A 25,475-nucleotide genomic window follows, 5' to 3' on the forward strand; every position below is an offset into this window, starting at 1 on the left:
CATTCATATTCCCCTATTAAAGTGCACTCACCAGCTCAAGGAACCATGTTTTAATATCTCCTTCAAGGTGAGGACCTATCTTTTCTTCACATGTTTTGTGGTAGTTGTTCAACCATGCAATTTCTCCTTCTGAAAGGATTTCTTTTACAATAGTATTTTTAAAGAACGGGCAGAACGTAAGGGTTTCAAATTCATAAAAAGTTCCGTGAATTGTTTTTTCTGCTTCTTTTACAGCGATCAGGTTTTCGTGTCGGATTCCGTATTCTCCTTCAAGATAATATCCGGGCTCATTGGAACATACCATTCCCGGAAGAAGATCCTGCGGGTTCATATCTTTTCTGATGCTCTGAGGGCCTTCATGAACGTTCATGAAACTTCCCACTCCATGGCCTGTTCCGTGATTAAAATCTTTCCCTTCCATCCAAAGCGGAAGCCTTGCAATAGCATCCAGGTGAACACCCTTTGTTCCTTTCGGGAATTTTACCATCGATAGACGGATCAGCCCCTGAAGGACTAATGTGGAATTTCTTTTGAATTCATCAGAAACCGCTCCTAAAGCCAGGGTTCTTGTAATATCAGTCGTTCCTTCCAGATACTGCCCTCCTGAATCTACCAGGATGCTTGCATCATTGGTAACCTCTTTACTTCCTTCACTTTTTGCGGAATAGTGCATGATAGCACCATTATCTTTGTACCCTACAATGCTGCCGAAACTTTCCCCTACGAAGTTTTCTCCTTCCGCACGGAAGCCTCTCAGTTTTTCACCGATAGAATATTCGTTCATATCTTCCTTTCCTGCATTATGGGTCAGCCAGTAAAGGAACTTCACCATAGCAACCCCGTCTCTTATCATTACCGTTCTGAATCCTTCCAGTTCAGTTTCATTTTTCTGAGCTTTCATCAGATTTCCCGGAACCGGAGCTTTCATAAACTGGTTATCCCCTTTTAAGGTTTCAAAAATCATCTGGTTGCTGTTTGGAGAAACCAGTACTTTCTCGTCCTTGAAAATTTTCAGGTAGTTGTAAAACTCTTCGTAAGGCATCATTTTCACAAAGGCATCATCCATTTGTTTTCTTGCCTCCACTTCCAGTTTTTCAAGATCTGTAAAGAGCACTGCATCATTTTTGGTAATGACAATATATCCTAAAAATACAGGATTGCTTTGTACATCGCTTCCTCTTAAATTTAGTGTCCAAGCTACATCATCAAGGCTGGAAATAATATGAACAGTAGCTTCCTCGTCTTCCATTTTCTGACGTATAGCTCCCAGTTTATCTGTAACAGATTTTCCGGCTCTTTCTACAGGATGTACGAAAATAGGATTTTTTGAGGGTGTGCCTCTGTCTTTCCAGATCTCTTTTAAAAGTGGAAGATTTGTTAAGGTTATATTTTTTGACTGTAATTTTTGCGAAAGCAGTTCCCAATTGGCATTTGAAGTGGCAACCGCATTAACGGCTACTTTTCCGCCGGCAGGAATCTGGGAAATAATCCAGTCTATATAATTGGGGGTTCCTTCCATTCCGTCTTTGAAAAGATCAATTCCTGAACCTTCCAGCTCTAGGGCAGCCTGGGTAAAGTATCTTCCGTCTGTCCAAAGCCCTGCTTTGTCTTTTGTAATTACCACAAATCCTGCAGAGCCTAAAAATCCTGAAAGCCAAGCTCTTTCCTGCCATTCTTCGGGTAAATATTCACTCATATGCGGATCTGCAGAATATACTATAAATGCATCAACATTATTTTTTTGCATTTCTTCACGAAGTGCAGCCACTTTTTCCTTTGAAGTCATTCTTTTCTTTTTTAAACACCGAAAGTTACGAAAAAATTGAAGTTTAGAAATGAATTCTGTTCTGTATTTTCGTTAATAATCTGTTATTCTTTCTTTCCAAATTCGTTCAATCCACAAAGGTTCTATTTGGCATTCTTTATTGTTTCATAATTTTTTTTGCATCTTATCATTTATCACAATATTTATACTTACATACCACAAAAACAACATTATTATTAAACATATAAAGTTTTGGAGAGATTATTGCTACTATTTATGATATGAGAGAGCAGAATTATAAAAATCACAGGAAATTTTATCCTCCCCACCATTTTATTTATCTCCCGCTACTGATTGTACTGGAATTTTTTGGAATTTATAAAATCTGGGGTGATCCTGAAAATAAGCTGATATGGATATTATTTTCAATTGTGATATTTCTGCTTTTTTACCTGGCTTTTATGATGAGACAGCATTATGCGCTGGGGCTTCAGAACCGTATGGTATTGCTTGAATTTCAACAAAGATATTTTGAAATTTTCGGACAGAGGTCTGATGAAGTTGCTGATAAACTGAGATTTGATCAGATCGCTGCCTTAAGATTTACCTACGATACTGAGTTCAAAGAGCTTTTGTACAAGGCACTTCACGAAAATATTTCTGGAGATGAGATCAAGCGTTCTATCAAAAGCTGGAGAGCCGACCGCCAGAGAATCTGATTTAACATCAAAATATTATATCATGAGAAAGTTAACTTTATACAGTATGATCATATTCACATTGCTAACGTTAACAAGCTGTGAAGCAATAGAAACAATTTTTAAGGCTGGAATGTGGTGGGGAATTATCCTGGTCGTTGCAGTGGTAGTAATCCTTTTTCTGATCTTTTCGAGGGGTAAGAACTCTTAACCATTTTTTATGGAGACGAATACGGATCTGGAAATTATTTCCCACTTAAAGCCTTCAAAAATTGTTAAAATCATGAAGGATCCCGAGGCCTCCGCAAAGGCGGTACATCTTGTATATACCTCCGATGCGGAAACTGCTGGGATCACCCGGAAAAAAACCGGAAAAAAATATTCTTATTACAAAAACGGTGAGAAGCTTAAAGATAAAGAAGAAATCTCCAGGATTAATAAGCTGGTAATTCCTCCTGCCTGGGAAAACGTCTGGATCTGTGCATTGGATAATGGTCATCTTCAGGCTACAGGTTTTGATGTAAAAAAAAGAAAGCAATACCGCTATCATCCCTTGTGGAGCGCTTTAAGAAATCATACGAAATTTTACAGAATGCTTCAGTTCGGGTATGCTTTACCGAATATCCGGCTTCATGTGGAACAGGATCTTGCTTTAAGAAATTTCGAAAAGAGAAAAATCCTGGCATTAATTGTGAGCCTGATGCAGCATACAAATATCCGTATCGGTAACAATGCCTATGAAAAACTATATGGTTCCTTTGGCTTAACTACCCTGAAAGGCAAACATGTGAAAATTAATGGTCAGAAGATTTCCTTTTCGTTTAAGGGAAAGAAAGGCATCATGCATAATATTGATCTCAAAAGCCGAAGACTATCAAGACTTGTCCAGAAATGTAAGGATATACCAGGAAAGGAACTTTTCCAGTATTTTGATGATGAAGGAAGCCGCCATTCGATAGATTCGGGGATGGTTAATGAGTATATTAAGGAAATAAGCGGGGAAGATTTTACAGCCAAAGATTTCAGAACATGGTCCGGAACAGTAAGTGCTTTGATTGCTTTTAAAGAGATAGGTTACGCTGAAAATAACAGCCAATATAAAAAGAAAGTGAAAGAAGCTTTAGATATTGTTGCTAAACATTTGGGAAATACCAGTACCGTTTGCAGAAAATACTATGTACATCCGTTAGTGATCAATCTTTATGAGAATAACACGATCAAAAAATATCTTGACGAACTGGAACAGATCGAAAAAAACGACGGAAAAGCAGGTCTTACTCAGGAAGAAAAACTTGTCCTGAAAATTCTGGAAAATGAAAGGATGTAGCCAAACATCAAGAATTTAAAAAATCAACAAGAAAACTAAAAATCTACTCATTTCGGATCATCAAAAAACAATATTTCTTAAATTTAATACAGTGTTAAATTTCATTTTATAAAGATGGGCCGTTTTTTTTCTTTGCGTTAATTATTGTAAATTTGTATACCAACATATTTATCAATTTAAAATAATACAACATAATATGTCAAAAGCAATTTCGCAAGTACCATTTGCAGTAAACGAGCCGGTAAATTCTTATGTACCGGGATCTCCAGAAGTTAAAAGCCTTATCGCCACTTACAAAAAGATGTGGGCTGAGAAGACAGAAATTCCAATGATCATCAACGGAAAAGAAGTAAAGACTGATGAAAAAATTCAGCTTCAGTCTCCTCAGGATCATGCTCACGATTTTGGTTTTTACTACAAGGGTACGATGCAGCATGTAGATGACGCTATCAACGCGGCACTGGCAGCTAAAAAAGAATGGAACGAACTGGGCTGGGAACAGCGTGCAGCTATTTTCCTGAAGGCAGCTGACCTTTTGGCCGGACCTTACAGAGATGTGATCAATGCAGCAACCATGATCGGGCAGTCTAAGAACGTACACCAGGCTGAAATAGATTCTGCTTGTGAATTTATCGATTTCTTAAGATTCAATGTAGAATTCATGACCGAAATGTATTCTGAGCAGCCGGTTTCCGACAGCGGAATCTGGAACCGTGTAGAATACAGACCACTGGAAGGGTTTTGTTTTGCAGTAACTCCGTTCAACTTTACTGCGATTTCCGGAAACTTACCGACCTGTATGGCAATGCTTGGAAACGTTGTTGTTTGGAAGCCTTCTGACAAGCAGGTTTATTCTGCTAAAGTAATCATGGATGTATTAATTGAAGCAGGCCTTCCTGCAGGGGTTATCAACATGGTTTTCACAGACGGAAAAGAAACAGCTGAGAAAGTATTGGCACATCCTGATTTTGCAGGTCTTCACTTTACAGGTTCTACGAAGGTATTCCAGGGCATGTGGAAAATGATCGGTGATAATATCCATAATTACAGAACATATCCAAGAATTGTTGGAGAAACGGGCGGAAAAGATTTTGTGATCGCTCACCCTTCTTCCAATGTTGAGGCTGTGGCTACTGCTTTGGTAAGAGGTTCTTTCGAATATCAGGGGCAGAAGTGTTCTGCAGCTTCAAGAGCTTATATTCCTAAATCTCTTTGGGCTGATGTGAAAAAAGTAATGGAAATTCAGATGAATTCTATCAAAATAGGTTCTCCTGAAGATCCGTCGAACTTCGTTAATGCGGTAATCGACAAAAATTCTTTCGAAAAATGCAGAGGCTATATCGACAGAGCAAAAGCTTCAGGTGAAGCGGAAGTAGCAATAGGCGGTAAATATGATGATTCTAAAGGATGGTTTGTACACCCAACTGTTATTGAAACGACAAACCCACATTATGAAAGTATGGTTGAAGAAATCTTCGGACCTATATTGTCTGTTTATGTATATGAAGATCAGGACTGGAAAGAAACTTTGAAACTGGTAGATTCCACTTCTCCTTATTCATTGACAGGTTCTGTTTTCTCACAAGACCGTTACGCAATCAATGAAGCTTTCAAAGCGTTGGAAAATGCATCAGGAAACTTCTACATCAACGATAAGCCGACAGGTGCAGTAGTAGGTCAGCAGCCTTTCGGAGGAGGAAGAGCTTCGGGTACCAACGATAAAGCAGGTTCTAAAATGAACTTATTAAGATGGACTTCCGTAAGAAGTATCAAAGAAACTTTCGTTTCTCCAAAAGACTACAAATACCCATACCTGGGATAAAAGCTAAATTGTGAGTTAGATGATGAGCAATCAGTAATGAGCAAAGAATAATCTGGAGCCCCGAAAATAAATTCGGGGCTTTTTTATTTTTTTATTAATGATAAAACATCATTTATAATTCAAAACTTTATTCTAACCACCTATAATCTTTTACTATTATCTTTTTTCTAACAAATTTTAACAAAGTTTATCTATGTTTTAATATTTTGAGCGACCGGTTAGGAATAATTATTGAACTTTTACAGGTAACACCAAAATAAAATATTATGAGAAAGTTTCTGATAGCAGCCATCGGTTTAGGAATAGTAGCTGTGAGCTGCGGAACCAAAGAGTCTTCCATGTCATCCGGTAATACTGATTCAACGGCGGTAGATACCACCCGAACAGTAACACCTCGTACAACGGATACAACCGCCATAAAGACGGTTACTCCCGCTGACACGATGAAGATGAAAGTAGACTCTATGGCAACCACACCTCCAACTAAATAGATAAAACAAGTTTAATCTAAAATGGAAAATCCGCAGATGAAAGCTCTGCGGATTTTTTTATCACAATTAAAATGAAATAATATTTTTTTATATTTGATCATATTAAACATCAAAATCAAACTATTATGAAAAAATTATGGATAGGAGCTATTTTAGGGGTTTTATTTCTAGGTAGCTGCGCTCAGAACAAAGAGAAAAGAGAAGAATTCAAAGATGGCCGCAATAAAGATTCACTGAGAAATAAAATGGGAGATTCAGCAGTTGCCAATTCTGAGCCGGCTCCGGTTGCTCAGGATACCGCCAAAACAAAAACGGACAGCCTAAAAGCAAAATAAAAAAACAAATCCGCAGCAATGCTGCGGATTTGTACTTAAAAAAACTTGACTGAAAAAAACCGGGCAATCAACCCCGATTGTATCATAAATATTTTATCCATCAGATCAGATTACTTTCCGATCAATAAAAATATTGGCTATCTGACAGACATATTGGTTACTAAATAATTATTCCCAAGAAAGCCTTGGGGAAAATTAAATTCCCCCTTCAGCTTTGGATCCGTTGTTTTCACGACGATTCCAGACCGCAACCGGCACAGCTGTATTGATTCCTGTTTTTTCAAAGACATCGTAAAAAATGTCAATACAACCATTGAAGTTACCATCCGTTTTACTAGCTTAAAAGTTTTCATGGTTAGTATAAAATCATCAGGATATTTTATACTTCTAGTAATTTTAGGGTTTAAATTTGAGCGCTGTTCTGCTTTACTGGAACGAAGATTAAAAATGAGTGACAAACCGCAGTATGCCTATTCCATAAAGCTGGCGCAAAGATATAGATGTGAAGACCTTACGTAAAACAATAGGTTAGCTATTTTCATGAAAATGAAAAGACAGAATACATAAAAACAGTTATTTTTTAATTGTTTTCAGGAAAATGGGTATTTTTATCTGATTGATTTTCATCCAGATATTTAATATATGCCGAGGGAGAAAAATCCGTTACCGCCTTAAATACCGAAGCGAATTTACTGTGTGAAGAAAAACCGCATTCCTCCGCAAGAATACTTATTTTATACTGCCTGTATTTATCATCATTGATAAGCTTGTCTACAATATAATTAATCCTCAGCCGGTTGATGTATGTTTTCACATCTGCACATTTATGTAGGTTGATCACATACGACAGGTATTTTGTATTGGTATTTAGTTCAGCAGCCAAAAATGATAAGGACATATTTTTGTTGTTGTACAACTCTCCTTTTTCAAATTCCTCAAGAAGCTCCAGAAGTTTTGATTCTGTTTCGGAGGTCATCAGGGACTCGTTTCTTCGCTTGCTGCTTTGCCCAGCGCTGTCGTCTACTTCTTCCACAGAAATATTTGAAAAGTCAGAATTTTCTCTTTTTAAAGGTAGAGGCTCGCTGCGTGAGCTGATCATCTGTAGCTGGGTCCTTATAATATTTCTGAATTTTGCACGCTGTTTTTTCTGTTTGGTTCTGAAGAAAACAACGATACTCACCAAAGCAGCAAACAGTACAATAATTGCTGCATTTTTAACAATACTGATCCTGGCACTTTTTTTATTGGGTTTAACCAGGATTTCGGGGCTTTTAAGTGCAAATTCACGGTTTCTCGCGGTAAGGCTGTCATAGGCTCTTACATATTTTACAGCATAAAGGGAAGCTTTAACGCTATCACCTGTTCCTTCATAATAATCATTGATATTGGAATATACGGCTTTCTTAAGTTTGAGGCTCCGTGAGCTGTCCGCTATATTTTCTGCTTTTTTCAGATACAGTTCGGCGTCCTTCCAGTTTTTCTGCTTTAGGCGGATGCCGCCCAGTCCATTATATACCAAGCCCAGAACACAGCATTTATTTTTAAGCATCGATTCTGCTTTCCGGTAATTGTTCTCGGAAGTCACATAATCTTTAAGCTTAAAATATATATCACCAAGAAGCTGGTAAGAAGCTGCTACAGCCCGTTCATTATCCTGAATATTATCTTTTCCAAAAGAGTGTAATGATTGTTCAATATATTTTACGGCATCAGGATAACTTCCCTGTTCGATTTCATAATAGGCCATTTCCTGATTCAGCAGCCCAAGTATTTCTCCTCTTTTTTGGATATCAGTGATACTCTTTGCTGCTTGCATGCCCTGTATCGTATATTTTCTCGATCTTTCAAACAGACCAACCAGCCTGTACTCTTTAGCCAAAAATTCATTGACACGGCAAAGCCATTCTGCATCATCAATCTGGCCCAACAGAGAGTGAGCATTTTCACCGTAACATATGGACTTTTTGAATTCACCTGCTAAATGATACAGTTCGGCAGAAAGTAAAAGGCCTTTTACTTTATCCAGCGGTTTATGCGCTGTCATATATAATGAATCTGCTGTTTTTAAAGCTTCGGGGAGATTTTTTTGTGTAATCTGAACGGATGTTCTTTCACAGATCTGGTCAAAATTGTATTTTTTCTGTGCCCAGAGAGGAACAGCCGTAATGAACAAAAACAAAAGTTTCAGCAGACCTCTAGACATAAAAAAATAAATTATTATGTTGGCTTTATAATAATTCATCATTCTCATGGGTGTCTTTTTGTTTTTTACAAAGCTACTGATATTTTATATTTTATTAAAACATTCTTCTATTATTTAATTTTTTTAACTAAAAAGCTTAATACTATTTATTTTAATAACATTTCACCAATAATTTTCACCTTAAATAGACTTATTACATATCAAAATAAAATATTCGTAACTATTTTCTTCCTGTGCCGACTTATTGCTGACATAATTATTACATTTGTAATCAATAAAAAGTTTTATGAAAAAATTAGCACTATTTTCTTCTTTATTTATAGGAGCTTTGGCATTGGCCCAGGGAATTAAATTTGAAGACAGTAATTTTGCGGCTATATTGGCAAAAGCAAAAAAAGAGAATAAACTGGTATTTGTAGACGCTTATGCATCATGGTGCGGACCCTGCAAACTGATGGTAAAAAATATTTTCCCGCTTCAGACAGTTGGAGATTTTTATAATTCCCACTTCGTGAATGCAAAAATAGATATGGAGAAAGGCGAAGGAATAGGTCTTGCCAAAAAATATAATGTAAAGGCATTTCCAACTTATCTTTTCATTAATGGTGACGGAGAAGAAGTACACAGAACATTAGGCTATGTAGAGGAAAAAGACTTTATCCAGTTTGCGAAAGATGCTGAAGACCCGAATAAAAGACTTACCGCATTGAAGCAAAAGTTTGAAAATGGAGAAAAAGATCCTGAATTTTTAAAGAATCTTGCAGGGCTTACCATCTATAATGATTCTGAATTTGCTGGAAAAGTGCTGGATCGTTATTTCCAGCAGAAAACAACATTTGATCAGGAAGATGTACAAATGCTTCTTTCAGGAACACAAAGCACGGAAAGTCCGTTATATAAGATATTCCAGGCAAAAAAATCCGAGATTATCAAGATTTTCCCGGAAGAAAAGTATGCAAAATTCGATAAAAACATTAAGCTTAATACTGTTCTTAAAAAGTCTTACAATGCCGATACAAAATCCTGGAACGACAGTTATTTCTTAACTGAGTCTCAAAAATTTATGACGAAAGACGAGGCTGAAAAAATATTAAAAAGAGCAAAAGCCAGCAGAGCTTTAAAGAATAAAGATATTCCAACTTATGAGAAATTAATGCTGGAACTGTATAAAGACTCTTCTGCAGCAAGTTCTGAAGAATTAAACTCTTTAGCATGGAATTTTTTCGAAAACGTAAGTAACAAAGCTTCTCTGGAAAAAGCGGTAACCTGGGCTCAGGAATCTGTAAAGAAAGACGAAAACTATGCAAATACAGATACTTTAGCTAATCTTTACAACAAGATCGGAGATAAGAAAAATGCCAAGATCTGGGCTGAGAAGTCTGTTCAGCTCGCTAAAGCTAAAGGCGAGGATTCTACAGACACTGAGAAGCTACTGAAGAGTCTTTAATCTACAAGTAAAATAATAAAAAAACTCCGCCGAGCTTTGCTCGGCGGAGTTTTTTTTATTTAAGTGAAAGTTTTCTTAGTTATTATATACCAAAACCTGCATTTTAGTAAGCATTGCTTCTGTATCTCCGTCATATCCAGAATAAGCAGAAGGGACAAAGTTCACTGTTGCACTTCCAAACCATGCAGTGTATTGTACTTTAAAAGTATAGGTTCCGGCAGTTAAAGCAACAGATTTAAGGAAAGTTACCGGAACAGGCATGCTGGCTAAAGCACCAGTACCCCCGGGAAAATTCCCGGCTTTAGAAGCAAAAGCCGAAGATATCTTAACGTTGTTTTGCAACAAAGAAAATACTCCTTGGGAAGAGTTACTATCAACCATGGTGGCAAATCCCAAAACAGTAAACAAAAAGGTCTGCGTCATACCTGCAGGTACCGTCAGTGTTATGGTCGCTCCGGGAACATCTGCTGTAGAACCCTGTGCAATAGTTGCAGCCGTTGTACCCTGTACATAATGTGCACCAGCTATAGTTCCGCTTGATGTATTAAGAGTCTTCCAGGTAGGTGCCGCTCCGGCTCCGCTTGATGTGAGGATCTGTCCTGTAGTCCCTGCACTTCCTGCCGTGTTTGTAGTTCCGCCCACATTCAATTCGTTTGTAACTTGTAATGTTCCGTTAACATGCAGCTTTTTCTGTGGAGTTTGAGTTCCTATCCCTACATCACCGGCACCGGTCACCGTCATTCTGCTGGTATTATTAGTATGAATATTTACAGGATTTGCCGAGATAGCATTTATGTTCATGCTTGTGCTGGTTCCGGATGCTGTAACCTGTGCGGCTCCGTTATTATCTACAAACATATTTAAAACAGCTGAACCGCCGTTTGCCTGGAATGCTCCTCTTGAAGAACCCGTTGCCGATACAATTCCCTGGGTTCCTGAAGTCCCGATTCCTACATTATTGGCTCCGTTGATGAAGGAAAGCGAATTTCCTGCCGTTGTTACAGTTCTGCTTCCTGCAAGGGTACCATTAGAGGTATAAATATTAACAGGGGTATTCAGCTTGGCCCAGGCCGTACCATCGTAATAATAATATCCTATAGCATCAATATTTGCAGCGGTTCCAGCTTGCGTTCCCGTTGCAATACTGTTCACATAAATTAACGTGGAAACAGGAGTTCCCGTCATGCTTTGTGCTCTCTGCCTATCAACTCTTGGAACCAGTAATCCATCCACGTCCGTAGTGGTACCGGTAGCATTTTTTGCTGTTATATCAAAGGTTGAAGCGGGAGTTGGAGTGTTTATCCCTACTTGCGCGTAAGAGAAGAAGGGGAATAAAAAAACCCCAGGTAATAAATACTTTTTCATTTGTTTTTGTTTATTAGTTTATAACAAAGTTAACAAACAATAAGCTTATAACAAATTATTTTTTCATAATTTTCAACAAAAACAAATAAACACTGTCAAATACAAGGAAAAATTAAAGATTAGTTGATTTATTCACATAATATCAAATTATCAATATTCAAACAGAACACTTCCCCAAGTAAATCCACTCCCGAATGCTGAAAGAAGTACAAGATCTCCTCTTTTAATTTTTCCTTCCTCAATTGCTTCGCTTAACGCAATAGGAATAGAAGCTGCCGTTGTATTTCCGTATTTCTGAATATTATTATGGATCTTCTCATCCGGAAGTCCGAATTTCTGCTGTACAAACTGGGCAATCCTAAGATTCGCCTGGTGAGGAATAAACATATCAAGATCTTCAATGGTTTTTCCTGCTTTATCCAGAGCCTCCTGCATGGTTTCAGGGAATCGTGTCACCGCATGTTTGAATACAAAATTACCGTTCATGATAGGATAAACTTCCTTATCAGTCACATTTTCAGGCTCTTTTCTCATTCTATCGCTCCATCCGAATTTGGAACCCGGGAACTGCGTGCACAATTCATCAGCATATTTCCCTTCAGAATGCATATTTACCGCTAAAATATCTCCTGCATTTTCATCTTCCGTTGCCGAAAGCACGATAGCTCCTGCCCCATCTCCAAAGATAACAGAAACACCTCTACCTTCATCTGAAAAATCAAGTCCGAAAGAATGGATCTCTGCCCCTACAACAAGTATGTTTTTATAAGTCCCTGATTTGATAAATGCATTGGCAACACTTACTGCATACACGAATCCGGAACATTGGTTTCTTACATCCAAAGCACCGATGGTATCACAACCCAGCATATCCTGAAGCAAAACACCGCAACCCGGGAAATAATAATCCGGGGAAAGCGTTGCAAAAACAATATAATCTATATCCTGAGCAGTGAGACCTGCTTTTTCAAGTGCTTTTTGAGAGGCTTTGAAACCTAAATAGGCAGTGGTTTCGTGAGAATCATTTCTGTTTTGCCTGTGTCTTCTTTCTTTGATCCCCGTTCTTTCCGTAATCCATTCATCATTGGTGGTCATCAACTTTGCTAAATCATCATTCGTAACAACATTATCTGGAACATAAAATCCAATCCCTTTTATTGTACTTTTAATCATATAGTTTTTTTAATTTTGGCAAAGATAAAATTATTTAACACATAGTTTTTCAAAATATTAGTATTTTTATTATATGCCAATCGACACGATATATAGAGACTCCCAATGTGAATGGGTAGATGTAGAGGCTCCCACTGCGGAAGACCTGAAATTTCTTCACGAAAGATATGAAATCAACAATCTTCTTCTGGAAGATACGATGGATCCCAATCACCTTCCGAAATATGAAGAGGATGGCAATATAAGGTTCTACCTCCTCCGTGAAAGCACAGAGCTGGAACGCAAAAACCTGAATACCATAAGTGATATCAGCACAAAAATCGGGATATTTCTGGTGGATAACACCATCATCACCATCCACAGGATGAAAACCAAAAGCATTTCGGAGACGAAGAAACAGCTTTCCGGTATGCAGACAGAAGTTTCTGCTTCAAAAATAGCTTTAATGATCGCGATTCTGATCATGAAAAGCTTCGATGACGAATCTGTGAGCCTTCTGGAAACGATGGACAATATCGAAAATGAAATTTTCCTTAAAAATACCAACCATACCAACCAGATCAGAAGATTGTATAAGCTGAAAAGGAAATCGGGACTCAATTCAAGGGTATTGACTATTTCCACGGATGCTGTGGATAAATTCAAATTATTAAACCTTCAGGATTCAGAGATCGTAGATTTAAAAGACAAGCACAAGGATGTAGTGGCAGATTTTGACCATCTGAATATCCAGATCACCAACCTTATTTCGATGTTTCTGGCGTTGTCTGACCAGAAGGCCAACCAGGTGATGAAAGTTTTGGCTATTTATTCAGTGTATTTTTTGCCGATCACTTTTATTGCAGGTCTTTACGGTATGAATTTCGACAATATGCCTGAGCTGCGTCATAAATACGGATATTTTATAACTGTAGGCGTTATGGCACTGGTTGTGATCTGTACATTTATTTATGCCAGGCGTAAGCAGTGGTAAGATAAAGGAAAAAACACTTGAATTGCATTAAAGATTTGTTATTAACTTTAAACCGTATTTAAAAATGTGCCTTTTTGGTTAACGCAAAGACGCTAAGTTTTCATGATCTTAAACTGCTTTTAAGACGCAAAGATTTTATCTTAGGTAGGTTTTGATGCAGCTCATTTATACTCTAAAATCTTGATGTCTTTGCGTTAATCAAAAAACACCAAATACAAACACCGGCCACCATGAAAACTGAAATTCTAAATAAAATCCTCGAGGAAAATGTTCTCTCCCGAGAATCTAAAGAAAAGCTTTCTGCCCTGCATGAAAATATTTCGACTAAGGAGTTTTCTGACCTTTTAGATGCTCAGGGGAACCAATATGTAGAGTTTGTTCAGGAAGGAGGAGGTGTCTGGGGAAGTGCGTTGGTTGGCTATCTTTATGGTCTGGAGATTTTCGGGGTCCGTTTTCTGAAAATAGCAGGAACCAGTGCCGGTGCAATCAATACTATGCTTATTGCTGCCTGTAAAACCAAAGAAGATGCTAAAAGTGATGTGATTAAGGATATTCTCTTCAGCTGGAATTTTTCAGATTTCATGGATGGAAAAACCTATGTTAAAACAACTATCCATGCTATTCTGAACAATAAGGACTTTTTTAAGATCAATGCGATTATTGCAGCAGTCATTATGATCATTCTTGTTATTATTCCTTTTGCAGCACAGCCTGAAACCACGCTAAATGCCAAACTTCTTTTCCTGATCCCGTTGATTCCGGTAATTATTGCTTTTTTCTGTATTAAAAAGTTTTACAATGACTTCCGGAAGCAGAACAGCGGATTCAATCCGGGAAATACGTTTTTAAATACAATGGAAAATGTTCTGGATGGTTTCGGAATTAAAACAGTGGCTAACCTTAATGAAAAATTTATCCGGAAAGAACAGGACCTCAACCTTAATTACCGTTACGGAAATGGCCAGGAATATTATACAACTGCTCTGAAAAGCATAGAAGCCATTAAAGACAAAAATCTTGAGCATATTGACCAGACGCGTTATAGGATATTCTACGAAAGCGCCGTCAACAATGAATATTATAAGAACAATCCTTTCTACCAGCTCCGCTCGGAATATGTTGTGATCGCTACTGATATTAATGCCAAAATAAAAGTAGAACTTCCCACAATGGCCAACTTATACTGGTCGGAAGAGGAACTGAAACATATAAGCCCAGCTGAATTTGTGCGGGCTTCCATGTCTGTCCCTTTCTTTTTCGAACCTTTTCAGAAAAGAATCAATAAGGACGATGATTCTGTGAAATATGCCTGGAAATTCTGGATGAGTACAAGACCGGAAGACATCTACCCTGCCGGATTATTTATTGATGGAGGAAGTATTTCTAATTTTCCCATTGACATTTTCCACGCCGGCGATGTATTTTATCCCAGAATGCCACTTTTTGGGGTACAGCTTACGAGTGATTCCGCAATTCTTTCAGAGAAAGGAAAAACAAGTGAGGAAATTCTTAAAACTCCTTTTTCTTATGCAGGAAATATCATCAGTACTTTAAAAGGTTTTAATGATAAATCATTTTTGACCAAACATAGCTTTTACCGTCTTTACAGCATTCAATCCGTTAATTGCGGTACAAGCAGCTGGCTGAATTTCTTTATGAAAAGAGAGGAAAAAGAAGATCTTTTCAACAGAGGTTTTCAGGCAGCCCTTGACTTCCTCAATCAGTTTGACTGGGAAAAATATAAGTATGAAAGGATGATGCTTTCGATGAAGGAGAAAAAGATATTGAAGGAAGAGGATACGAAAACGGTGGGGTAAGGATTTTTGCGTATTCCAAGATCAAGATTACAAAACTTTAATCACAAATTATCCAAAAACTCCAGATATATCGGCACACTCCTTTCCACCCATTCCTCTGAAGGATCATTTTCTATTCCGTAATAAACAAATGGTTCTTTATATTCAGCTCTGACATAATCAAAAGTGAGTTCATACGGCCGGAAAAGCTCATTCATGGTGTATTTATATTTTCCGGATGCGCTGTAACCTTTTTCGCCAATTCCAGCCGTAACCGCCAGGGTTATTTTCTTTCCTCCTAATTTATACCCGCTCTTATTTCCGTAGGCCCAGCCGTAAAGAAGAACCTCATCAAACCATTTTTTCAAAAGAGGCGGACTACTGAACCAGTAAAAAGGAAACTGGAAGACAATCCTGTCATAAGATTCTATCAGCTGCTTTTCTTTTTCAACATCTATCTTTTCATCAGGATAAGCTTCGTACAGAGAGTGAACGGTATATTTTTCAGGATGTTTTTCCAGCTCCCTGATCCATCTTTTATTGATCACCGATTTTTCTATATCAGTATGAATGACTATGATTAATGTTTTCATTTTTGTTTAAATTTCTTCAGCAAAAATAATATACGTAACTTACATTTTCAATAGTAGTGCCCAATTGTGCGGTACTATAAAAAATGTAAGTAATGACTAAAATAAAGGAAACATCCACCAATTTTGCCAATAAAAAAGCCCTTGCTGATGAATGTCCCGAGATCTATGCCTCCAATACCATCGGCGGACAGTGGGCACTCGCAATATGCTGTTATCTCATCAACGGGAAACTAAGGTTTGGAGAGCTTAGAAAAAAGCTGAACAATATCACGGAACGTATGCTTACGCTGCAGCTCCGCAGGCTGGAGGAGGACCGTATCATCACCAGGACTGTTTATGCTGAGGTTCCGCCCCGGGTGGAATATGAGCTGACCGAGATCGGATATAAGCTGAAACCTATCATCCTGGAATTTGAAAAATGGGGAAAAGAACATAAGGAAATTATGCTTGATAAGTATTCTGCTTCTGAACCTGAAAAGGTATAAACAGTAACGAATTTAAATTTTGGCTGAAGCCTATTGACTTTATTTACCCATTAAACGGGCTAAAGCCCGTTCCTGTTGAGAAACAAATTTACCATTTCAAAATGTTAATGATGAGCTTTATGAATACCAGCTGGATATTGACTTCTACAATTTTATATGAAAGGTGAAGAAAAGAATTTTCTCATTTATTTCAGTATGCAGGGATAATAATTCTTAACTTTAATCAGTCTTAGATCACTAAAAACTAAACTATGAAAAACTTCACTTTTTTAATCAGCTTATCAGCTGTATTTCTTTTTGTAATTTCAGTAAAAGGACAGAAAATCTCTGATGCCCAAACCATAGAGGTCAACGGAATGAGTGTCACATTTAATATTCTAAACAAAGAGAGTGTTGAAGCAGGCGGGAAGCCGCATGACCGCTATAAGGTTTCGGCATCTGTAAAAAACACTTCAGATAAAGCGTACAATATCCGTTTGACTGCTTACCCACAGATTGTTACCAATACCGGTCTTGTAGAGCTAGACTGTATCAACGCAACCGGTGCGAAACTAACTTCTAAAAAGATCGAGCTTAAAATGAAAGCCCAGATGATCAATGTGACTTATTCAGCATATGACAAATCTGGAAAATATACGACCAATATCCTTCCTGTAATAGGAAGTTACTATTTCGATCAGGGAGATACCATCAGCGACAATGCTATTTTCATTGTTCCGCAAGGTGAAAAACCAGATGTTTCAGTAAGAAGTCTGAGATAATCCTCATAGAATCCCGGAACTCTCAAACTCCTTTAAATTTTACTCTTTCCAAAGCGGATTCTGTTTCAACACATGATGATAAACAGGGCAGCTCTCGGCATGAGCACCTTTCAGATATCCTGTACTCATTAAAAATTCATTGACAATCTCTCCGCCAGTGAACTTGAATGTCTTTTTGAACAGCTTCATCCATTCCTGAAGGGTTTTCGGATGATGATGCTCCAGCCACTTTTCAAATGACCCGAACTCTTTCTGCAATTCTATAATGGTCTTTGCATTTTCAATGGCAGCATTTATTTTGAGCCGGTTTCTTATGATTCCGGCATCATTCATAAGCCTTTCGCGGTCGTCTTCCGTATAGGCTGCAATAGCATGAATATCAAAATTGTGATAGGCTTTTCTAAAGCTCTCTTCTTTTTTTAAGACCGTTTCCCAGCTTAGTCCTGCCTGGTTGATTTCCAGAATCAGTCTTCCGAAAAGTTCATTATCATCATGGATAGGAAATCCGTAATAATTATCGTGATAGTTTTTATGCAGTTCTTTTCTGCTTTCGGGCTGCATTCCTTCGATTGCTAAACAATAACTCATTTAAATAAATTTTCTGTTTTGGTTATGAACAATTCAGGCGATAAAGATAAGACAGGTTTGTGACAACTGTTAGTCAGCAGCATTTTAATTTTTAAATATTATGACATATATTTTCGCAAAACATTATAAATTAGAAACTTCAAAAAATATACATGAAATCTCTCCTATCTCTTCTTTTTTCCCTGCTTTTGGTTTCCTTTAATGCCCAGAAAATCTACTCCAAATCTTACGGCAGCCCGAAAGATATCCCTGTCATTTTTATACATGGCGGACCGGGTGGAAATGCCACTTTATTTGAAGGAACTACAGCCCAGAAGCTTGCGGATAAAGGATTTTATGTTATTGTATACGACAGACGCGGAGAAGGCAGATCCAAAGACGGCAATGCTTCTATGACTTTTAAAGAAAGTTTTCAGGACCTTAACGGAATCTATGAAGCCTATGGTATCAAAAAAGCAAATATTCTCGCCCACAGTTTTGGAGGAATTATTGGAACATTATTTACGGGACAGTTTCCTGAAAAAGTAAATTCATTGACCCTGGCCGGAGCTTTATTTTCTCAGCAGGAAACCTACAATCATATTTTAAAACGGGCTAAAGAAAGGTTTAAAGATGATTCTTCAAAACTGAAAGAGATCTATGAGATTGAAAGTTTAAGTAAAAACTCTGCAGATTACAGAAAAAGATGTTACAATATAGCAAGTGACATGAATTTCTTCACCATGCCTTCGCCTACTTCTGAGAGTCAGCAATTAAGGAAAGAATATGAATCGGGTGAGTTTTACACTGCCAATTTCAGAAATCCTGAATCGCCTTTGAAATTTTATAAAAACGAAGTCCAGAATAATCTCAACAATACGGCCATTCTGAAAAAAATAAAACAGCAGGGAGTCCCAATTTTCGCTATTTATGGAAAAGATGATGGTATATTTTCAGAGAAACAGCTCAACGATATGAAAACAATCGTAGGAAAAAAACATTTTAAGGTCGTTGACAACTGCTCACACTATTTATTTGTGGATCAACAGGATGAATTTCTGCAATTCATAAGCTTACATCTAAAATAAAGTGTAGTTTTGTAAAAATGCCCATATCAGGAACCCATATGAAAAACCACAAAGCATTCATCATGATGCTTATACTCGCATTTTCATTATCACCGTGTTCCGTAAAAAGAGATGTTCTCGGGATTTTTGATATCCAGCACACCAGCGGTTTAAATAAAATAAAAACAACAACAGGCTCAGTATCTGTATGTGACCTTTCTTCCGATACTTCATCTGTCAGAACCATCCTTTCAAAAGCTGATACAAAACATAAAAACAAAGGTTTTCTTTTCAATTTAAATACAGTTCTCAGTTTTGGAGAGAAAAAGATTACTTTCAACAAATATTCCGGACACTCTACCGGAAACAGTCCGCCAAAATATATTCTATTTAAAAGGCTGAAATTAGATCTGGCTTAGATTTTAACCAGATCATTTTTTAATAAACAGTCTTTTTAAATACAATACAATTTCAATGAAACATATTTCAGACAGCCGGTCTTATGACCTGGCCGGACTATACACATTATCACTCCGTCTGGTAATCGGATGGACTTACTTTTCAGCCTTCTGGCGCAGACTTATTCTGGAAAACAAACTTATTCCGGACGAAGCCGGATATATCGGGGAAAAATTCAATCATTTCCTGCCCAATGCATTAGGAATAAAACCTCTTATAGAATATCTGGTTACGCATCCGGATGTCTTACATACTTCCATGGTTACGTTTACCATTGTTGAAGCAGTTGTAGGACTCTTTATTATTTTGGGATTATTTACAAGATTAATGAGCATCGGCATTTTTGGCCTTGCAATGGGAATTCTGCTGGGCTCCGGCTGGATCGGTACAACCTGTCTGGACGAATGGCAGATCGGTGTTTTGGGAATTGCCGGAGGATTTGTTTTGTTCCTTACCGGAAGCGGTCCATTTTCCCTCGATCATTATTTCATTAAGAATGATAAGAATTTCACCCGCAAAAAATGGTTTTTATGGCTGGGATCGGGTATCCTTCCCTTCTCAAAGCCAAAGACAATTGTATTTGCAGGTTCTCTCTTCATTTTTGGACTTACGCTCTATACCAACCAATATTTTCATGGTGGAGTCTGGGGAACACTGCACAATAAATCTGTAAAACCCAAGATTGAGATTTCAAATATTTCTTTAGTCAATACAGATCTAACATTTGAAGTTTACAGAACGGAAGGTGCGGATGTTTACGGCTCTTTTCTGATCGGAATTCATATTCTGGATAAAAACGGGAATATGATAAAAGCTTTAAACCACGCAGAACTCTCAAAATTTTCAAAAGAAAATATCAGGAATCATTATGTAGCTAAAGTAAAACCGGGAAAGCACAGCCTGGTTATTCCCCTTGGTTCAAAGGCCGATCTTACATTGAACCTCAATGGTATTTTAATGGGAAAAGAAAAAATTCACACGATAAAACTGATTGACATTAGTGGTATTGAATGGACTGCAAGAGTTCATAATCTTTAAACTATAAGAATAGTAAGTCAGATGTTTTGACTTCGCTTAGCATGACATTTCTACTACTAACTGTTTTTAACAATTTTTTTTAACGTTGTTATCTGAACAAAGTCGAAACATCTTTAGCAGGAACATTCTTATAATCTTCCCACAAAAAAACCTCCGGAAATTTCCGGAGGTTTTGTATTGAATTCAATTTAGTGCATGGCTTCACTTAAATCTATTTTTTCTTTGCTTTTCCTTTCCTTAATGAAAAGGATAAACGGTATGCATACAAGGAAGATAACTCCTAAATAAAGGAAAACATCCATATACGAAAGCACCGTGGCCTGTTTGGTTACCGACATATCCAGCATTTTATAAGCTGCGTTCATCGCCGCGTCGGGAGTCATTCCTTTTGCAACAAAACTGGCTTTTAATGTGTTCAGGCGTTGCTGTACATCAAAACTGTTTTCATCCAGATGGGAGATCAGGTTGAGTCGGTACTTTTGGCCTGCATTGGCAATAAACGTGGTGATTGCTGCAATCCCAAATGAACCTCCAAGCTGTCTCATCATTCCTGTAAATGCTGCACCCTGACCAATTTCCTGTCCTTTCAGCGTACTCAACGACAGTGAAGTGATCGGAATAAACAGAAGTCCCAAACCAGCTCCCCTTACGATCAGCATCCAGAAAAAGGCATCTTTACTGGTATCCGGTGTAAGGATCTTATACCCCCAGAAACTATAGATAAAGAAGATGAACAGTCCCAAAGAGACCAAAATCTGCTGTTTTGCCCCTTTTGAAAGGAGTCTTCCGATAATCGGCATCATGAAGGCTGTCGTCAGTGCTGCAGGAATCATCAAAGCTCCCGACTGTAAGGCCGTCCATCCCAAAATACTCTGTGTATAAAGTGGAACGATGAATGTGGAACCATACAATCCAAACCCTAAAACGAATGACATGACCGTTCCGATTCTTAAATTCCCGTTTTTCAGTACCCTGAGCTCCACGATGGGGTACTTGAAGGTAAGTTCACGCCATAGGAAAAGGATGAACCCCAGAATGGCCGATATGGTAAATGTTACGATCATTCCGCTTTCAAACCAGTCTTCTTCATGTCCTCTTTCCAGAATAAACTGTAAAGATCCCACGGTAACCGCCAACAAAGCAATTCCTATCCAGTCTACATCCGAAACCTTTCGTTTTTCGGCATATTTAGGGCTTTTCACAAACTGTAAGGTCATCAACGTTGCTGCAATCCCAATCGGAATATTGATATAGAAAATATACGGCCAGCTGAAATTATCTACGATATATCCTCCCAATGGTGGACCTAATGTTGGACCGATAATTACTCCCAAACCGTAAATGGCCTGTGCCATACTTCTTTTCTCAATAGGATACGATTCTGTAATGATCGTCTGTGAAGTCACCAGGAGTGCTCCCCCACCTATTCCCTGCATCAGCCTGAAAAATACTAATTCCCAGATATTGGTGGCATTTCCGCATAAAAACGAAAATATGGTGAATATAATGATAGAGGCTGCAAAGTAATTTCTACGTCCGAACTGCTGCGACAGCCAGCTCGTCATCGGTACCACAATTACGTTACCGATTGCATAAGCTGTAATCACCCAGCCTACTTCAGAAAGTGTGGCTCCAAGATTCCCCTTCATCTCATTCAGGGCAACATTCACAATCGTGGAGTCCACAATTTCAAGCAGAGCACAAAGAATTGCTGTAATCGTGATGATCACTCTCCGGGCTCCATATTCTACTAATGATTCTTGCATAGTTTTTTACGATGTAAAAAGGTGAATTGTCAATGATTAATCAACTTCGTGGTCAATTTCAACTTCATATTATCCTCATTTATTGACTTGCATCAGCAAAATTGACAATTCACTTATTTCACAGTTTTAATATTATTTAAGCGACACTTCTGCTTTCACATTCATCCCTGTTCTCAGTCTTTTTGCAATATTCTTATCAAGATTTACAAAATCGATCTTTACAGGAAGTCTCTGAACCACTTTTACGAAGTTACCGCTGGCATTATCCGGAGGCAGGATTGAAAAAGTAGCTCCTGTTGCCGGAGAGAATGAACTTACAACCCCATCAAACTCCCGGTCAGGAAAAGCATCAATCTCAATTTTTACTTTCTGTCCTTCTACCATTTTATCTACCTGTGTTTCCTTAAAGTTGGCCACCACCCATTTCTGGTCATTTTTAACCAAGGCAAAAAGCTGTGATCCGGCTTGCAGATATTGGCCTGCCTGAGTGGAAACCTTTCCTACATACCCGTCTTCAGGAGCAAGGATCACGGTGTATGATAAGTTTAATTTAGCATTTTCAACATCTACTTCTCTCTGTTTTGCTACTGATCCGGCAACACTGATCTGCTGGGAACTTGCTGCAGTCTGGGAAGATGCAATGGTAGTCTGTTGTGCAATCTGATTTCTCTGATCCACCAAAACCTGAAGCTGTCTGTCCGCCGACTGTTTGGCCGCTAAAGCCTGTTCATACTGCTGTTCTGTAATAGAATGGTCTTTTACAAGGTTGGCATATCTTTTCAGATCCTGTGATGTTTTCCAAACGTTTACTTTTGCTGCTTCTATCTGTGCATTGGCTGTTGTTACTGCTGCCTGGGAAGAGCTTATATTTTTTGAGGTAGCTGTAGTGGTAGCCTCTGCATTTGAAATATTGCTTCTGGCCGTTAACAGAGCGGCCTGAGCCTGTTCAAGAGCCATTTTCTGATCTCTATTATCAAGAATAACCAAAGTATCTCCTTTTTTTACAAACTCGTTGTCTTTTACTTTTACCTCTGCTACATATCCGGAAATTTTAGAAATTACTGGTGCCATATTGGATGTGATCTGGGCATCATCAGTTTCTTCGTGATACTGTCCGTATGTAAAAGCTTTGTACCCATAGATCCCTCCACCAATTACTACAGCGGCTAAGATGATAGGAAAAACGAAACTTTTTTTCTTTTTAGGTTCAAGTTCAACGGTTGGTTTATTATTATTTTCCATTTTGGTTTCAGTCTGATTATTTAATTGTTAAAGTTCCTGTTGTCTGTAATAGTTTTCTGTACGCTAAAGCGGCATCTGCTTTTGCATTAATCACGCCTACGTTAGCTGATATCTGGGCAGCATCTGCATCCAGAAGTTCTGTCATGGTTGCAAGACCGTTGTCGTATTTGTTTTTGGTAATCCTGTAGTTTTCATTGGCCTGTTCAGCAGCCTTTTCATATACTGCGATTCTTTTTTTAGAATAATCTGTATTCTGATATTCTCTGTTGACGTCAAGCTTAATGTTATCATTTAGTAATTCATCATTGGCTGCCAACTGCTTTTCTCTTGCCTGAGACTGTCTCAGTGAAGAATTTTCTTTCCAGATATTGGATAAATTATAAGAAATCCCAACTCCAACGTTTACAGCATTGTATATGGTAAGGAATTTTGGAATATCTGCCGCCACATACCCTCCGGTAAATGCAATGGAAGGAAGATTTTCAGCTTTTGCGGATTTTGTCCCCAGTTCTGCTGCTTTTCTTTGCTGAGCCAAAGCCTGTAAGTCTTTCCGGTTTTCTCTGGCTTCATTTACGTAATAATCAACTGTTTTTACTTCAGAACCTTCATCGATATAATTCGGGTCAACTTCAATTTCTGTAGTTTCCGGTATCCCCAGTAGCAGATCCATATTGATATTGGCAATATTGTAGTTGTTTTTAGCTTCTAATAGCTGCAACTCAATATTTGAGGTCTGAAGATTTGCTTTTAAACGGTCATTTCTAGCGATAACTCCATTGTTTTCAAGCTTAAGAAAAGTTTCATCCCTTTTTTGAGAAGCCGTAAGGTTTTCTTCTAAAACTTTGATGGATTGATTCGCTTTAAATAAATTATTATAAGCCTGGGCAACATTATAAGCAATTGCTATTTTATCATTTTCCGTGCTTAATTTTGATGCTTCCACCAAGTACTTGGCAGACTGGATACCATATTTGATTCGTCCACCACTGTAAACCGGAACACTGAGGTTAACAGATCCGTAAGCAACCTGATGTACTTCCGGACCACCGGCTCCCGCTCCCGAGACACCGGAAAGTTTCAGATCAACAGTGGGTTTAGTGGGAAGGTACATATAGCTGCCTGAAATTTTCAGTTCCGGAAGCTGTCTGTTTTTGGCTTCCAAAAGATCTGCTGTAGCTTCTTCGATCTTGGCGGCATCGATCCTAAGGTTTTTACTGTTCTGGATTCCCAGCTGCACAGCTTCATCAAGCGTGAGCTGCTTTTTCTCCTGGGCATTTATGGCTGTAACTCCCATAAAAAGGGATAATACCAACACCGAGTTATTTATTCTCTTCATAACCTAAAAGGTCTTTTAGTAAATATTTTATATGTTTATTAAGTTCTGTATAGTACTTTTCATCAAAAACTTCATCCTCTTCCATATCGTTCAGGAATTCTTTGTACATCTCTTTGGCATTGGATGCATAGAACAAGGTTCCGCTTACTGTGGCATGAAGTAGATAGATGGGAGGATTTTTAGTGAAAATTCCTTTTTTCAGTCCGCTTTCAAGGATCTGCGAATACATGGAGATAAAGCCCATCTTGGTCTGCTTCAGAAATTCCACGATCTGTGGGTTTTCCGTGTGAAGCTGCTCACGCTGCATAATTCTGTAAAAACATTTGTGATGTCTTACCCTTCCGGAAAACTGGTCTACAATCTTCTCTATTTTCTGCCATTCATTGATATCTGTTCTTTCGAGAATATCTTTGGCAAAGAACTGACCTTCATTCATTCTGTATTCCACTAATTTCTCGTACAATTTTTCCTTGGATCCGAAATAGTAAGAGATCATAGAGATGTTTACATTCGCCGCCTTGGAAATCTCCCTGGTGGAAGTTCCTTCGAAGCCTTTTTCAGCAAAAAGCTTTTCGGCGGCAAATAATATATTTTCTTCTTTTGAAACCATAGCAATTCTATTTTTCAGGGCGCAAATTTACATAAGATTTTAAACAAATCAAACGATTGATTGATTTTTTAATTTATATTTAATATTTGCCAATATAAACAGCTGAGTATTAATTATATTAAAACAAGAATACTCTAAAGAAAACGTAAGCACCGT

General features: G+C 38.0%; 24 protein-coding genes. 14 read left to right on the forward strand and 10 right to left on the reverse strand.

The genetic code is table 11. The features are described from left to right. Window positions 1-16: 16 nt before the first annotated feature. Window positions 17-1,786 (reverse strand): aminopeptidase P family protein, encoded by a 1,770-nt coding sequence (locus J2T03_RS15420; RefSeq protein ID WP_307212374.1) that lies wholly within the window; start codon window positions 1,784-1,786, stop codon window positions 17-19. Window positions 1,787-2,046: 260 nt separating this feature from the next. On the opposite strand from J2T03_RS15420, the gene J2T03_RS15425 reads away from it, so the two are divergent. The 6 genes from J2T03_RS15425 (at window position 2,047) to J2T03_RS15450 (ending at window position 6,438) form a co-directional block, all read left to right on the forward strand. Next, window positions 2,047-2,484, forward strand: a complete 438-nt coding sequence (locus tag J2T03_RS15425) for a DUF6526 family protein (RefSeq protein ID WP_307212377.1) — start codon at window positions 2,047-2,049, stop codon at window positions 2,482-2,484. 22 nt (window positions 2,485-2,506) lie between these two features. After that, on the forward strand, window positions 2,507-2,674 hold the full coding sequence (locus J2T03_RS15430; protein ID WP_306843868.1) for a phosphatidate cytidylyltransferase: 168 nt from the start codon (window positions 2,507-2,509) through the stop codon (window positions 2,672-2,674). Between the two features lie 9 nt (window positions 2,675-2,683). After that, a complete protein-coding gene (locus J2T03_RS15435; protein ID WP_307212380.1) occupies window positions 2,684-3,790 on the forward strand; it encodes a DNA topoisomerase IB in 1,107 nt (368 codons plus the stop codon). A gap of 196 nt (window positions 3,791-3,986) precedes the next feature. After that, the gene (gene pruA, locus J2T03_RS15440; protein WP_307212382.1) at window positions 3,987-5,612 is read left to right on the forward strand and encodes an L-glutamate gamma-semialdehyde dehydrogenase; all 1,626 of its coding nucleotides are present in this window, start codon (window positions 3,987-3,989) and stop codon (window positions 5,610-5,612) included. Between the two features lie 266 nt (window positions 5,613-5,878). Next, window positions 5,879-6,103, forward strand: a complete 225-nt coding sequence (locus J2T03_RS15445) for a cytochrome C551 (protein ID WP_307212385.1) — start codon at window positions 5,879-5,881, stop codon at window positions 6,101-6,103. A gap of 125 nt (window positions 6,104-6,228) precedes the next feature. Then, entirely contained in the window at window positions 6,229-6,438 is a 210-nt protein-coding gene (locus J2T03_RS15450; protein WP_306843862.1) for a hypothetical protein, read from the forward strand. A gap of 580 nt (window positions 6,439-7,018) precedes the next feature. Here J2T03_RS15450 and J2T03_RS15455 read toward each other — a convergent pair. Beyond that, window positions 7,019-8,641 carry a helix-turn-helix domain-containing protein gene (locus J2T03_RS15455; protein WP_307212387.1) on the reverse strand — a complete coding sequence of 541 codons (1,623 nt, stop codon included), beginning with the start codon at window positions 8,639-8,641 and terminating at the stop codon, window positions 7,019-7,021. 286 nt (window positions 8,642-8,927) lie between these two features. Between J2T03_RS15455 and J2T03_RS15460 the strand changes: the two genes are divergently transcribed. Next, the gene (locus J2T03_RS15460) at window positions 8,928-10,088 is read left to right on the forward strand and encodes a thioredoxin family protein (RefSeq protein WP_306843858.1); all 1,161 of its coding nucleotides are present in this window, start codon (window positions 8,928-8,930) and stop codon (window positions 10,086-10,088) included. A gap of 75 nt (window positions 10,089-10,163) precedes the next feature. On the opposite strand, the gene J2T03_RS15465 is transcribed toward J2T03_RS15460, so the two are convergent. After that, complete coding sequence (locus J2T03_RS15465; RefSeq protein ID WP_307212390.1) at window positions 10,164-11,453, reverse strand: hypothetical protein; 1,290 nt, start codon at window positions 11,451-11,453, stop codon at window positions 10,164-10,166. A gap of 150 nt (window positions 11,454-11,603) precedes the next feature. Then, the gene (locus J2T03_RS15470; RefSeq protein WP_306843854.1) at window positions 11,604-12,626 is read right to left on the reverse strand and encodes a 3-oxoacyl-ACP synthase III family protein; all 1,023 of its coding nucleotides are present in this window, start codon (window positions 12,624-12,626) and stop codon (window positions 11,604-11,606) included. A 73-nt stretch (window positions 12,627-12,699) separates the two neighbouring features. On the opposite strand from J2T03_RS15470, the gene J2T03_RS15475 reads away from it, so the two are divergent. Both J2T03_RS15475 and J2T03_RS15480 read left to right on the forward strand, forming a co-directional pair. Then, entirely contained in the window at window positions 12,700-13,599 is a 900-nt protein-coding gene (locus J2T03_RS15475) for a magnesium transporter CorA family protein (RefSeq protein ID WP_306843853.1), read from the forward strand. Between the two features lie 230 nt (window positions 13,600-13,829). After that, window positions 13,830-15,416, forward strand: coding sequence for a patatin-like phospholipase family protein (locus tag J2T03_RS15480; RefSeq protein WP_307212392.1), 1,587 nt, complete (start codon window positions 13,830-13,832; stop codon window positions 15,414-15,416). 41 nt (window positions 15,417-15,457) lie between these two features. Here the strand turns inward: J2T03_RS15480 and J2T03_RS15485 are convergent, their stop codons facing one another. Beyond that, a complete protein-coding gene (locus tag J2T03_RS15485) occupies window positions 15,458-15,988 on the reverse strand; it encodes an NAD(P)H-dependent oxidoreductase (RefSeq protein ID WP_307212394.1) in 531 nt (176 codons plus the stop codon). Window positions 15,989-16,080: 92 nt separating this feature from the next. On the opposite strand from J2T03_RS15485, the gene J2T03_RS15490 reads away from it, so the two are divergent. Together J2T03_RS15490 and J2T03_RS15495 are read left to right on the forward strand one after the other, a co-directional pair. Next, window positions 16,081-16,473 (forward strand): winged helix-turn-helix transcriptional regulator, encoded by a 393-nt coding sequence (locus tag J2T03_RS15490; RefSeq protein ID WP_306843848.1) that lies wholly within the window; start codon window positions 16,081-16,083, stop codon window positions 16,471-16,473. Between the two features lie 251 nt (window positions 16,474-16,724). Beyond that, window positions 16,725-17,234, forward strand: coding sequence for a hypothetical protein (locus J2T03_RS15495; RefSeq protein WP_307212396.1), 510 nt, complete (start codon window positions 16,725-16,727; stop codon window positions 17,232-17,234). A 39-nt stretch (window positions 17,235-17,273) separates the two neighbouring features. On the opposite strand, the gene J2T03_RS15500 is transcribed toward J2T03_RS15495, so the two are convergent. Beyond that, on the reverse strand, window positions 17,274-17,822 hold the full coding sequence (locus J2T03_RS15500) for a DNA-3-methyladenine glycosylase I (RefSeq protein ID WP_306843846.1): 549 nt from the start codon (window positions 17,820-17,822) through the stop codon (window positions 17,274-17,276). A gap of 152 nt (window positions 17,823-17,974) precedes the next feature. Between J2T03_RS15500 and J2T03_RS15505 the strand changes: the two genes are divergently transcribed. Genes J2T03_RS15505 through J2T03_RS15515 form a run of 3 tightly spaced genes read left to right on the forward strand, consistent with a single transcriptional unit; the run spans window position 17,975 to window position 20,365 of the window. Continuing rightward, window positions 17,975-18,889 (forward strand): alpha/beta hydrolase, encoded by a 915-nt coding sequence (locus J2T03_RS15505; RefSeq protein WP_307212397.1) that lies wholly within the window; start codon window positions 17,975-17,977, stop codon window positions 18,887-18,889. A gap of 17 nt (window positions 18,890-18,906) precedes the next feature. Continuing rightward, a complete protein-coding gene (locus J2T03_RS15510) occupies window positions 18,907-19,287 on the forward strand; it encodes a hypothetical protein (protein ID WP_307212399.1) in 381 nt (126 codons plus the stop codon). Window positions 19,288-19,342: 55 nt separating this feature from the next. Continuing rightward, window positions 19,343-20,365, forward strand: coding sequence for a TQO small subunit DoxD (locus J2T03_RS15515; protein WP_307212402.1), 1,023 nt, complete (start codon window positions 19,343-19,345; stop codon window positions 20,363-20,365). 188 nt (window positions 20,366-20,553) lie between these two features. On the opposite strand, the gene J2T03_RS15520 is transcribed toward J2T03_RS15515, so the two are convergent. The 4 genes from J2T03_RS15520 to J2T03_RS15535 form a co-directional block, all read right to left on the reverse strand. Further along, window positions 20,554-22,131, reverse strand: coding sequence for a DHA2 family efflux MFS transporter permease subunit (locus J2T03_RS15520; RefSeq protein ID WP_306843839.1), 1,578 nt, complete (start codon window positions 22,129-22,131; stop codon window positions 20,554-20,556). Window positions 22,132-22,263: 132 nt separating this feature from the next. Next, the gene (locus J2T03_RS15525; RefSeq protein WP_307212404.1) at window positions 22,264-23,373 is read right to left on the reverse strand and encodes an HlyD family secretion protein; all 1,110 of its coding nucleotides are present in this window, start codon (window positions 23,371-23,373) and stop codon (window positions 22,264-22,266) included. A gap of 16 nt (window positions 23,374-23,389) precedes the next feature. Continuing rightward, window positions 23,390-24,709, reverse strand: coding sequence for a TolC family protein (locus tag J2T03_RS15530; protein WP_306843835.1), 1,320 nt, complete (start codon window positions 24,707-24,709; stop codon window positions 23,390-23,392). Continuing rightward, window positions 24,693-25,319 carry a TetR/AcrR family transcriptional regulator gene (locus J2T03_RS15535; protein ID WP_307212407.1) on the reverse strand — a complete coding sequence of 209 codons (627 nt, stop codon included), beginning with the start codon at window positions 25,317-25,319 and terminating at the stop codon, window positions 24,693-24,695. The genes J2T03_RS15530 and J2T03_RS15535 overlap by 17 nt, the downstream gene beginning before the upstream one ends. Between the last annotated feature and the right edge of the window lie 156 nt (window positions 25,320-25,475).

The organism is Chryseobacterium lathyri, assembly GCF_030812195.1.
GTDB classification, from domain to species: Bacteria; Bacteroidota; Bacteroidia; order Flavobacteriales; family Weeksellaceae; genus Chryseobacterium; species Chryseobacterium lathyri_A.